Origin of the sequence: Tomitella biformata AHU 1821, from assembly GCF_000524475.1 — a bacterium.
In the GTDB taxonomy this organism is placed as follows: Bacteria; Actinomycetota; Actinomycetes; order Mycobacteriales; family Mycobacteriaceae; genus Tomitella; species Tomitella biformata.
Genome location: NZ_BAVQ01000084.1, coordinates 30880 through 42304 on the forward strand (window position 1 = coordinate 30880; position 11425 = coordinate 42304).

The following is an 11425-nucleotide window of genomic DNA, read 5'->3' on the forward strand; positions in this document are numbered from 1 at the left end:
TGGCCTTTCAGTGTTCGGGGAACCAGCCGGTCACGGCCGGGGTGAGGTTTTGGTAGATGTGCTTGGCCTCCTGGTATTCGGCGAGTCCGGTGGGGCCGAGTTCGCGCCCGACGCCGGAGAGGCCGAATCCGCCCCACTCCGCCTGCGGCAGATACGGGTGGAAGTCGTTGATCCAGATGGTGCCGTGGCGCAGGCGGCCCGCGACGCGCTGCCCCTTGCCCGCGTCCTGGGTCCACACGCCGCCCGCAAGGCCATAGCGGGTGTCGTTGCCGATCGCGACGGCCTCGTCCTCGGTGGTGAACGACTCGACAGTCACGACCGGGCCGAACGCCTCCTCCACGACGATCGACATGCCGGAGCGGGCGTTGTCCAGGACGGTGGGCTCGTAGTAGTAGCCGCTCTCGAGGTCACCGGCGCCGAACGCGCCACCGCAGCGCAGCACCGCGCCCTCCGCGATGCCGTCCTGCACGTACTTGTGCACCTTGTCCCGGTGCGCGGCGGAGATCAGTGGTCCCGTCTCGGCGTCCGTGTCGAAGGGGCCGCCGAGGCGGATCTTCTTGGCCCGGCGCACCAACTCGTCGACGAAGCGGTCCCGGATGGATTCCTCGACGATGAGGCGGGCGCCGGCCGAGCAAACCTGACCGGAGTGCACGAACGCGCCGTTGAGGGCGTTGTCGAGGGCCGCGTCGAAGTCGGCGTCGGCGAAGATGATGTTGGGGTTCTTGCCACCGAGCTCGAGCGCCACCTTCTTGACCGTGCCGGCGGCGGACGCGGCGATGACCTTCCCCGTCTCCAGTCCGCCGGTGAAGGACACCAGGTCGACGTCCGGATGCCCGGACAGCGGCGCGCCGACCTCCGCGCCGGCGCCCAGGACCAGGTTGCCCACCCCGGCGGGCAGGTCCAGCGAGTGCAGCACGTCCATCAGCAGCATGGCCGTGTGCGGGCTGAGCTCGCTGGGCTTGAGGACGAAGGTGTTGCCGGCGGCCAGCGCCGGCGCGACCTTCCACGCCACCTGCAGCAGCGGGTAGTTCCAGGGCCCGATCAGCCCGCACACCCCGATGGGCTCGTAGACGATGCGGCTGACGACGTTCGGGTCGCCGGCGTCCACGATGCGGCCCGCGTCCTGCCCGGCGAGCTTGCCGAAGTAGTCGAAGCAGTTCGCGATGTCCTCCATGTCGATCTCGCTCTCGACGAGGCGCTTCCCCGTGTCGAGGGTCTCGGCGCGGGCGAACTCCGCCTTGCGGGCGCGGATCTCGCGGGCCACGGCGAGCAGCAGGTCGCCGCGCTGGGAGGTGGGGACCGCGCGCCATGGTCCGTCGTCGAATGCCCGCCGGGCCGCGGCGATGGCGGCCTCTGCGTCGGCGCTGGTGCCCTCGGACACCGTCGCGACGAAGCTGCCGTCGGCGGGGCAGTGGATGTCGCGGGTGTTCCCGGAGCTGGACGGGACCCATCGGCCATCGATGAACATGCTGGCTGGTGCAGTCATTGCTATTCCTTACGTGTCGTCGGAGACGATGTCCGGCGTGCCGGTCTCCTGCGGGTGGCTGGGTTCGGTGTCGGATCGCTGCAGGTGCAGGAAGTGCAGGTGCCGCTCGTATTGGTCCAGCACATCCCCGATTATCTGGTCCTTCGTGTAGCCCGTGACGTTGTAGCCCTGGCTGCCCTCGTTCAGATATACCTCCACGCGGAAATACGTGTCGGTGCCGCGCTGCGAGCGGGTGGCGAACGCCGGCATCGGCGCCTCGGTGGGCCAGATCTTGTAGGTGAACCTCTGCTGCTCGCCGAAGGGCACGGTCAGGTGTAGATAGGCCATCCCGCTCTCCTCAATGACGCCCTCGACGTACTCGGCCTCCCCGCCGGTGCCGCGGATCTCTGCGGACACGTCCCGGAGCGCGGGAGCGCAGACCTCCGCGAGGAAGCGCTCGGTGTGGGCGCGGCCGGGATACAGGGCGAGCCGCTGCAATCGCTGGCGCCAATTGCGCGTCGTGCCGCGGGCCTCGCTGCCGGTGCGGCTGGACAGCGAGGCCGCCAGTCCGCCCCGGAAGCTCTGGACCTTGAACGATTCCTGCCGCAGGGATTTATACAGCCCGAACATGACCAGGAACATCACGAACGAGAACGGGAGGCCCATGATGATCGTGGCGTTCTGCAGAGTCGGGACACCGCCGACGATGAGCATCGACAGGGTGAGCAGGCCGATGGCCGCCGACCAGAAGATCCGCAACCACGGGGCCGCGTCGGTCATGGGTGTTTTCAACTTCGAGGTGAAGTTCGCCATGACAAGCGAACCGGAGTCCGCGGACGTGACGTAGAACAGCAGCCCCGTGATCGTCGCGATGCCCGCGGTCACCGGCACCCACGGGTATTGGTCGAGCAGGGAATAGAACCCGGTCTCGGGAGCATTCATCGCGGACTCGCCGAACTCCGTGTTGCCGTTCATCACCACCTTTAGGGCGCTGTTGCCGAAGATCGAGATCCACACCAGGATGAACAGGAACGGGATGATCATCGTGCCGGCCACGAACTGGCGGATGGTGCGGCCGCGGGAGATCCGCGCGAGGAACAGCCCGACGAACGGCGCCCACGCGATCCACCAGGCCCAGAAGAACAACGTCCACGCGTTGAGCCAGGCGGTGGGGCGGTCGAAGGCGAAGGTGTCGAGGGTCATGCCGGGGAAGCGGCTGATGTAGTCGCCAACATTGAGCACGATCGCGTTGAGCAGGAACACTGTGTCCCCGGCGAACAGGATGAACAGCATCAGCAGAATCGCCAGTATGACGTTCAGCTCGGAGAGTCTGCGGATGCCCTTGTCCACCCCGGAGACCACGGAGGCGGTCGCCATGAACACCGCCACCGCGATGAGCGCGATCTGGGTGGCCGTGCCCTGGGCGATGCCGAACATGAAGTTCAGGCCGTAGTTGAGCTGCACCACGCCGATGCCGAGGGAGGTGGCGATCCCGAAGATCGTGCCGAGCACCGCGGCGGTGTCCACGGCGTCGCCGATGCGGCCGTTGATCCGCTTGCCGATCACCGGGTAGAGGGCGGAGCGGATGGTCAGGGGCAGGTTCCGGCGGAACGCGAAGTACGCGAGCGCCACGCCCATCAGGGCGTACATGGCCCACCCGGTGATGCCGTAGTGGAACAAAGTCCAGGTCACCGCCTGGCGGGCCGCGGCGTGTGTCTCGCCGGCGCCCTCTGGCGGCTGCAGGTACTGCGTCACAGGCTCCGCGACGGAGAAGAACATTAGGTCGATGCCGATCCCGGCGGCGAACAGCATCGAGCCCCAGGTGAACAGGCTGTACTCGGGTTTGGACTCCTCGGGTCCGAGTCGGATCTTGCCGAAGCTCGAGGACGCGATGAAGACGATGAACACCAGGAATATGGTCGCGGCGAGGAAGTAGTACCAGCCGAAGCCGTTGGAGATCCAGCTGACGACGGTGCCGATGACCTCCTCGGCCATGGTGGGGGCAGCCATCGCCCAGATCGCCAGCGCCAGGATTATCGACGACGAGGTGAAGAAGACGGTCTTGTTCAGGACCGCGGGGTGAGCGTCGTTCGGAGGTGGATCGCCGGATTGGTCAGCATCGGAGAGCGGATTGTTAGCACGGCGGAAAAATCCTGGACGTGACATACGCCTGAACGCTACACGCCAAACTGGCCGGATCTGGGCCGAATTGCTGAGCTCGCAATTGGGTCTGAAGCCTGACAACAGGCAGTGGAAACTAGGGTGGCCGACCACGGCAATTACACTGGTCGGATGGACTTCTGCAAGGGGCACGGCACCGAGAACGACTTCATCGTGCTGCCCGATTTGGCCGCGCGGATCGAGCTGTCCACAGACCGTGTGGCCCGGCTGTGCGACCGCCAGCGGGGCCTGGGGGCCGACGGCGTGCTGCGGGTCGCGCGGGCCGGGGCGTTGGTCACGGCCGGCGCCGTGCCGTCGGACGCGGTGCGCGGATTCGACGCGGACGACTGGTTTATGGACTACCGCAACGCCGATGGCTCCATCGCCGAGATGTGCGGGAACGGCGTGCGGGTGTTCGCGCACTATCTGCGCGCGTCGGGCATGGAGGAGCGCGATGAGTTCGTAGTGGGCTCACGGGCCGGGGCGCGGTCCGTCGTCGTGCACTCCGCCGGGCCGGTCCATGGCGACGTGACCGTGGACATGGGGCCGGTCGCGGAGTTGGGCGCCTCGCGGGCCGTCGTCGGCGGCCGCGAGATCGAGGGCCTCGGCATCGACGTGGGCAATCCGCACCTGGCCTGTGTGGTGGACGGTGGCGCGGCGACGTTGGCCGGCTGGGACCTGACCGGGCTGCCGGAGTTCGACACGGCGCTGTTCCCCCGAGGGGTCAACGTGGAGATTGTCACGAGGCTCGATGGCGGACGAGGCGTGGACATGCGGGTGCACGAGCGCGGGGTGGGGGAGACCCGGTCCTGTGGCACGGGCACCGTCGCCGCCGCCTATGCGGCGCTGCGGTGCGAGGGGTTGGCGAGCGGCGAGGTGGAGGTGCGCGTGCCTGGCGGCCGCGTCCGGGTGCGGATCGGCGACGACACCACCTATCTGCGGGGGCCGTCGGCCCTGGTGGCCCGCGGTCAGATCGACGACGACTGGTGGACGGGCAGATAGGTAGGGCAGGTGTGCGAGCGCGGATATCGTGGGAGACTAGAGGTGTATGACGAAATCACATGAGGCTGATGACCTGAATATCATTGAGGACCCCGACGCAGGCCAAACCGGCGCAGACAGGGCTGAGCCCACCTCCGGCGAGATGGCCCTGCAGGAACGCGCCTCGCTGCGCCGCGTCGCCGGGCTGTCCACCGAGCTGACCGATGTCACCGAGGTGGAGCAGCGCCAGCTGCGCCTGGAGCGGGTCGTCCTGGTCGGAGTGTGGACCAGCGGCACCGCCGAGCAGGCCGAGATCAGCATGGCCGAACTGGCCGCGCTGGCGGAGACCGCCGGTTCCACCGTGCTCGACGCGCTGATCCAGCGCCGGGACAAGCCCGACCCCGCGACCTACATCGGCTCCGGCAAGGCGCAGGAATTGCGGGAGGTGGTCCTTGCCACCGGCGCGGACACCGTCATCTGCGACGGCCAGCTCAGCCCGGCGCAGCTCAACACCCTGGAGAAGGTCGTCAAGGTCAAGGTCGTCGACCGCACGGCGCTGATCCTCGACATCTTCGCCCAGCACGCGTCCTCCCGCGAGGGCAAGGCGCAGGTCGAGTTCGCGCAGATGCAGTACATGCTGCCGCGGCTGCGCGGCTGGGGCGAGTCGCTGTCACGGCAGGGCGGCGGCGCGGGCGGCTCCGGCGGCGGCGTGGGCACCCGTGGCCCGGGCGAGACGAAGATCGAGACCGACCGTCGCCGGATCCGTGACCGCATGGCGAAGCTGCGGGGCGAGATCAAGGAGATGAAGAAGTCGCGTGACACCAAGCGGGGTCAGCGGCTGCGCACCGGCGTGCCATCGGTGGTCATCGTCGGCTACACGAACGCGGGCAAGTCCAGCGTGCTCAATGCGTTGACCGGCTCGGGCGTGCTGGTGGAGAACGCGCTGTTCGCCACTCTCGATCCCACCACGAGGCGCACCGAGTTCGACGACGGCCGCGAGCTGGTCCTCACCGACACCGTCGGCTTCGTCCGCCACCTGCCCACGCAGTTGGTCGAGGCGTTCCGCTCGACGCTGGAGGAGGTTGCCAGTGCGGACCTGTTGCTGCACGTGGTCGACGGCGCCGATCCCGCGCCGATTGAGCAGATCAAGGCCGTCAACGACGTCATCGCGGAGGTGCTGCGGGAGAACGAGGCCGACGCGCCGCCGGAGCTGCTGGTCGTGAACAAGATCGATGTCGCGGACCCGGTGATGCTCACCCAGCTCCGGGGCGTCCTGCGCAACGCCTCCTTCATCTCCGCCCACACCGGCGAGGGGATGGACGAGCTGCGCACGCGGCTCGGCGAGATGCTGCCGAGCCCCGAGGTCGAGATCACCGCGCTGGTCCCATACTCGCGCGGAGACCTCATGGCACAGGTGCACAGCGACGGCACCATTCTGGAGTCGACGCACGAGGAGACCGGCACACTGATCGTGGCGAAGGTACCCAGCAGCCTGGCGACGACACTCGCGGATTTCGCACCAGCGCCGGTGCGTGACGCCGACCCCGCTTGAGATGCGCTGGCGGGAAAGGGTCGTAGCCGGCGCGTCGGCGGGCGCGCTGCTGGCCGGGCTGGCGGCGGCCCCCGCCGGGGCCACGCCGGCCTTCGAGGAGCTCTGCACGCCCACGGACCCCGGGCTGGCCGAGCTGTCGGGGCTGGCCGTGGCGGACGGGCTGATCTACGCCATCGGCGATAGCGGAAACGACGACAAGGTCGCGGAATTGGACGCACAATGCGCTGTCCAACAGTGGCTTCCGGTGCCGATCGACCCCCGCGATGTGGAAGACCTCGCGGTGGGTCCGGACGGGCGGTTGTGGCTGGCCGACCTGGGCGACAACGGCCGGCAGCGCGAGACCGTGGCGCTGATCGGTATGGCGCTGGGCGGTCTAGGGCTGGGCGGCGAGGACGGGACCCTGCACCGCCTCACCTATCCGGACGGCCCGCATGACGGCGAGGCACTGCTGCTCGGCGCCGACGGCGTGCCGGTGATCGTGACCAAGGAGATCCTCGGTTCCGCCGGCGTGTACATCCCCGCGGACAGCGCCGGACTCAGCACGTTGGCCGAGCCCGGCCCGGGCCCACTCGTCAAGGTGGGCTCGGTCAAGATCAACCCCACCGACACCCCAGGGGGCCCGATCGCGGGCGTCAACCTGCCCGCGATCACCGGCGGCGCGGTGTCCGCTGCCGGCGAGGTCGTCGCACTGCGCACCTATACCGACCTGTATCTCTACCCCGTCGGCGCTGGCGGGATCGTCGAGGCGCTGCGGGGCGAGCCGGTGCGGGTGCCCCTGCCCGGTCAGGTGCAGGGGGAGGCCATCGCCTTCACCGCGGACGGCGATCTGCTGGCCGGCTCGGAGTCCGCAGGGGGGCCGCTGCCGCCAATCCTGGTCCTGCGCGGCGCGGTGGATCTCGCCGGCACTGCCGCCACCCCCGTAGCCGCCGAGCCGCCCGCCGGCCCGATCGCGGCCGGCGCCGAGACGACGGGAGCCAGCGCGCGTAGCTGGGGGATCGGCGTCGCGGCGGCCGTCGTGCTCGGCTCCGTCGTCGCCGTCGGGCTGCTCGGCATCTCCCGTCGTCGTCGCTGAGGCGGGCCGGTCAGCTCAGGCGTCGAGGTCCTCGGCCACGAGGGCGGCGATCTTCGACAGTGTCGCGTCGTCCTCGCACGTGATGGTGACGACAGCGCCATTGGCGGCGCCCAGCGTCATGATCATCAGCGCGGAGCCGGCGTCCACCGGCTCGCCGCCGTCCACGGACAAGGTGACAGGCACGCCCGCGGCGGCCGCGGCCTCCGCGATGATGCCTGCGGGACGGGCGTGCAGGCCGATCGACGAGCCGACGATGGCGGTGGTGCTGGACATGGGTTCTCCTTCAGTGGGTGGTTTGAGACTAGGCCTAGCAGAACAGATTTAGGCGGCGAGCGCGGCGGAGTCCGCGGGGGCGTCGTGCGACTGCTTGTGGATGAACTGCTTCGCGGCGATCACCGCGGCCGCGCTGGCGATGGTGCCGGCGGCGAGGGCGATGACGAAGCCCAGGATGTTGCCCACGGCGAAGAGCACGAAGATCCCGCCGTGCGGGGCTTTCAACGTGACGCCCAGCATCATCGTCAGCGCGCCGGTGATGGCGCCGCCGAACATCATCGATGGGATCACGCGCAGCGGGTCGGCGGCGGCGAACGGGATGGCGCCCTCGGAGATGAACGACGCGCCGAGCAGCCATGCCGCCTTGCCGTTCTCGCGCTCCGCGGGGCTGAACAGCTTGGGCCGCACTGCCGACGCGAGGGCCATGGCCAGCGGCGGGACCATGCCCGCGGCCATGACGGCCGCCATGATCTTCAGCGAGCCGATGTCGGTGACGCTGAGCCCGGCGACGGCGAACGCATACGCCGCCTTGTTGACCGGGCCGCCGAGGTCGAAGCACATCATGAGGCCGAGGAGGATGCCGAGCAACGCGGCGGACGTGCCGGTGAGCCCGTTGAGGAAATTCTCCATGCCGGAGGTCGCGGCGGCCAGGGGACGGCCGAGGACCAGCAGCATCAGTCCGCCGGAGACGATCGTGGCCAGCAACGGGATGATCGCCACCGGCATGAGCCCGCGGACGAAGTCCGGCACCGGCCACCTGCTGATCCACAGCGCGACCAGGCCGGCGACGAGTCCGCCGACCAGGCCGCCGATGAACCCGGCGCCGGTGAGCACGGCGATTGCGCCGACGGTGAAGCCGGGCGCGATACCAGGGCGGTCCGCGATGCCGAACGCGATATAGCCGGCCAGCGCGGGCACCAGGAAACCGAAGGCGACGCTGCCGAGAGTGAACAGGACCGAGCCCAAGTAGATCCGCAGCCCGCCGTCGGGCATGTTCGCGAGCGAGTTGTTCAGGACGATGTCCTGGGCGTGCTCTGAGATCTGGTAGCCGCCAATGAGGAAGCCGAGCGCGATCAGCAGGCCGCCGGCCGCGACGAACGGGATCATGTAGCTCACGCCAGTGAGCAGGACCTGCTTGATCTTGCTGCCCAGGCCTAGTTGGCCGGACTCCTCCTGGTCAGGCTGGGCACCGCCACCGCCATGGACGGTCGCGGCATGGGGATTGGAAGCCGCGGCGACGGCCTCGGCCAGCATCTTGTCGGGCTCGTTGATGGCGCGCTTGACCCCCGACGCGATGACGGGCTTGCCGGCGAACCGCTCCCGGCCCTTGACGCCGACGTCGGTGGCGAAAATCACGGCGTCCGCGCCCGCGATGACCTCCTTGCTGAGCGCGGTGGTGCCGCTGGAGCCCTGCGTCTCCACGTGCAGATCGATGTCCGCGCGCTCCGCGGCGGCGGTCAACGCGTCCGCGGCCATGTAGGTGTGCGCGATGCCAGTTGGGCAGGCGGTGATCGCGACAACGCGGGGGCGGGTGGCCTCTGGCGTCGGCGGGGCTACGGGCGCTGCCGTGGCGGCGGCCGCGGGGGCCGGGTTGAGCACCTCGGTGACCAGCGCGACGATCTCCTGGGCCGATGTGGCCTCCCGCAGCGAGGCGACGAAGGCGGGCCGCACCAGGGCGCGGGCCAGGCTCGAGAGCAGCTTCATGTGCTCGGCGCCGCCGCTCTCGGGGGCTGCGATGAGGAAGACGATGTCCGCGGGGGCGTCGGGGGCGCCGAAGTCCACGGCGGGGCGCAGGCGCGCGAAGCCGAGGGAGGCGGTCCGCACGGCGCGGGAGCGGCAGTGCGGGATCGCGATGCCGCCCGGCAGGCCCGTTGCGGACTTGGCCTCGCGCTCCAGTGCGGCGGCGGCGAGCTGGTCCGCGTCGTCGGCGCGGCCGTGCTCGGCGAGCCGGGCGGCGAGCGCCCGGATGACCTCGGCGGGTGTCTCGCCCAGGGAGATGTCGAGCGACACCAGTTCAGGCGAGATGATGGCGGGCTCTGCGCCCGACGGTGTTTCGGTCATGGCCTGTTCCTCGTTTCCACGTGGCGGATATCGAGCGCGGTCACCGTGGTGGCCTCGCGGAGGGGTGTGACTTGTTGGGGTGTCGGCAGTTCCGTGCCGGGCAGGGTGACGGCGGCGGTTCCGTACGCGATGGCGGTGCGCAGGCATTCGGCGGGCGCCAAACCCTGGACCTCCGCCAGCAGGTAGCCAGCCAGGCTGGAGTCGCCGGCACCGACAGTGCTGCGCACAGCGACGGGCGGGGCCTTGCCCCAGTAGGCGCCCTCCGGCGCGACCAACAGCGCCCCGGCCCCACCGAGGGTGATCAGCGCACGCTCGACGCCGCGGCCGCGCAAGAGCAATCCGGCCTCGACGACGGGCCCGAGGTCGCCGCGGGCGGCCGCGGCCTCCAAGCCTTCGGGGTCCAGCCCCGTGAGCTGGGCCAACTCCTCGGCATTCGGCTTGATCAGGTGCGGTGCGGCGCGGCCGAAGCCTGCTGCGAGGCCCAACAGAGGGCCGTCCGAGGTGTCGACGGCGATCTTGCAGGGCAGCGCCCGCAGGGCGAGCACCGCCGCCGCGTACCAGGAGTCGTCGGTGCCCGGGGGCAGCGATCCGGACATGACGACCCAGTCCGCGCCTGCGGCCGCTGCGATGACCTCGGCCAAGAGCCTGGCCAGCACCTGGTCGGAGACCGCGGAGCCGGCGTCGTTGATCTTGGTGGTGGTGCCGTCGGGCTCGGCGAGCGTCAGATTGGTGCGGGCGGGCGCGCCGCGCTCGACGGGGCGGGACGGCGTGCCGGTGCGGGCGAGCGCGGCCAGCAGTGGGTCGCCGGCGTCAGCGGGGAGGATCGCCGTCACGGCCGCTCCCGCGGCATGGGCGACTCGGGCGACGTTGACGCCCTTGCCGCCAGGATCGACCCGGGTGCCGGTGGATCGCAGAACGCCGCCGCGCTGCAGGGGACCGGGCAGAGTGATGGTGCGATCAAGGCTGGGGTTGGCGGTCAAGGTGATGATCATGCCCGGATCACCTCCACTCCGCGCTCAAGCAGTTCCGCGGCCTCGGCGGGGTCGATGCCGGAGTCCGTCACCAGCACGTCGATATCGGACAACGCGGCGAAACGGACCAGGTTGTCCCGGCCGATCTTGGATGAATCCGCCAGCACCACAACATGGTTGGCGTGTTTGACCATCGCGCGTTTGATGGCGGCCTCCTCGGGGTCGGGGGTGGACAGCCCATGGCCTGAGCTCAGGGCGTTGGTGCCGATGAACGCGACGTCCACCAGAAGTGGCTCGACGGCGCTCAGCGCGTCCGGCCCCACCGCGGCCTGGGTGAGCCCACGGATCCGGCCGCCCAGCAGGTGGAGATTGGCCTCGGGGGCAGCGGCGAGGCGCGCCGCGATCGGCACGCTATTGGTGATCATGGTCAAGCGCCTGTCCGGCGGGATCAGCGAGGCCATGCGGGCAGTGGTGGTGCCGGCGTCGATGAGGATGGACCCGCCGACGGGTGGCAGGTAAGTCAGCGCGGCTTTGGCAATCGAGTTCTTTGCGCCGGACATCGACTTCTCCCGGTCGGCGAGCCCCTGCTCTGGGGCCGGGAGCAGGGTTACCGGCATCGCGCCGCCATGGACTCGGTGGATGAGCCCGGCGCGGTCGAGCACCGCGAGGTCACGCCGGACGGTCTCGGTGGTGACGCCGTAGAGCACCGACAACTCGGCTACAGACACCCGGACCCGACGGCCGATCAACGTCGCGATCGCCTGTTGGCGTTCCTCCGCGTACATTCCTGTGGCCGTCCATTCATGTCGTGTGATCTGGTGCGCCCGCACGGGCAGGTATTCTGTGTTTCGTTGCGTTAGGGCAGTACTTTGTATGTGTTTGTATTGTTT

General features: G+C 69.6%; 9 protein-coding genes. 3 read left to right on the forward strand and 6 right to left on the reverse strand.

Annotated elements, in window-relative coordinates:
* Nucleotides 1-7: 7 nt before the first annotated feature.
* Entirely contained in the window at nucleotides 8-1486 is a 1479-nt protein-coding gene (locus tag TBIF_RS21480; RefSeq protein WP_024796798.1) for an aldehyde dehydrogenase family protein, read from the reverse strand.
* Between the two features lie 9 nt (nucleotides 1487-1495).
* The gene (betT, locus tag TBIF_RS21485; RefSeq protein ID WP_024796799.1) at nucleotides 1496-3631 is read right to left on the reverse strand and encodes a choline BCCT transporter BetT; all 2136 of its coding nucleotides are present in this window, start codon (nucleotides 3629-3631) and stop codon (nucleotides 1496-1498) included.
* Nucleotides 3632-3757: 126 nt separating this feature from the next.
* On the opposite strand from betT, the gene dapF reads away from it, so the two are divergent.
* From dapF to TBIF_RS21500, 3 genes are read left to right on the forward strand one after another with little or no spacing between them, the layout of a single operon-like run.
* Nucleotides 3758-4627 carry a diaminopimelate epimerase gene (gene dapF, locus TBIF_RS21490; protein ID WP_024796800.1) on the forward strand — a complete coding sequence of 290 codons (870 nt, stop codon included), beginning with the start codon at nucleotides 3758-3760 and terminating at the stop codon, nucleotides 4625-4627.
* A gap of 46 nt (nucleotides 4628-4673) precedes the next feature.
* On the forward strand, nucleotides 4674-6158 hold the full coding sequence (gene hflX, locus TBIF_RS21495) for a GTPase HflX (RefSeq protein WP_024796801.1): 1485 nt from the start codon (nucleotides 4674-4676) through the stop codon (nucleotides 6156-6158).
* A complete protein-coding gene (locus TBIF_RS21500; RefSeq protein WP_024796802.1) occupies nucleotides 6139-7230 on the forward strand; it encodes a hypothetical protein in 1092 nt (363 codons plus the stop codon). The genes hflX and TBIF_RS21500 overlap by 20 nt, the downstream gene beginning before the upstream one ends.
* Nucleotides 7231-7245: 15 nt before the next feature.
* Here the strand turns inward: TBIF_RS21500 and TBIF_RS21505 are convergent, their stop codons facing one another.
* From TBIF_RS21505 to TBIF_RS21520, 4 genes are read right to left on the reverse strand one after another with little or no spacing between them, the layout of a single operon-like run.
* Nucleotides 7246-7503 (reverse strand): HPr family phosphocarrier protein, encoded by a 258-nt coding sequence (locus tag TBIF_RS21505; RefSeq protein ID WP_024796803.1) that lies wholly within the window; start codon nucleotides 7501-7503, stop codon nucleotides 7246-7248.
* 48 nt (nucleotides 7504-7551) lie between these two features.
* Nucleotides 7552-9564, reverse strand: a complete 2013-nt coding sequence (locus tag TBIF_RS21510; protein WP_024796804.1) for a PTS fructose transporter subunit IIABC — start codon at nucleotides 9562-9564, stop codon at nucleotides 7552-7554.
* Nucleotides 9561-10556 (reverse strand): 1-phosphofructokinase family hexose kinase, encoded by a 996-nt coding sequence (locus TBIF_RS21515; protein ID WP_024796805.1) that lies wholly within the window; start codon nucleotides 10554-10556, stop codon nucleotides 9561-9563. The genes TBIF_RS21510 and TBIF_RS21515 overlap by 4 nt, the downstream gene beginning before the upstream one ends.
* Nucleotides 10553-11320, reverse strand: coding sequence for a DeoR/GlpR family DNA-binding transcription regulator (locus tag TBIF_RS21520; RefSeq protein WP_024796806.1), 768 nt, complete (start codon nucleotides 11318-11320; stop codon nucleotides 10553-10555). The genes TBIF_RS21515 and TBIF_RS21520 overlap by 4 nt, the downstream gene beginning before the upstream one ends.
* Nucleotides 11321-11425: the final 105 nt, after the last annotated feature.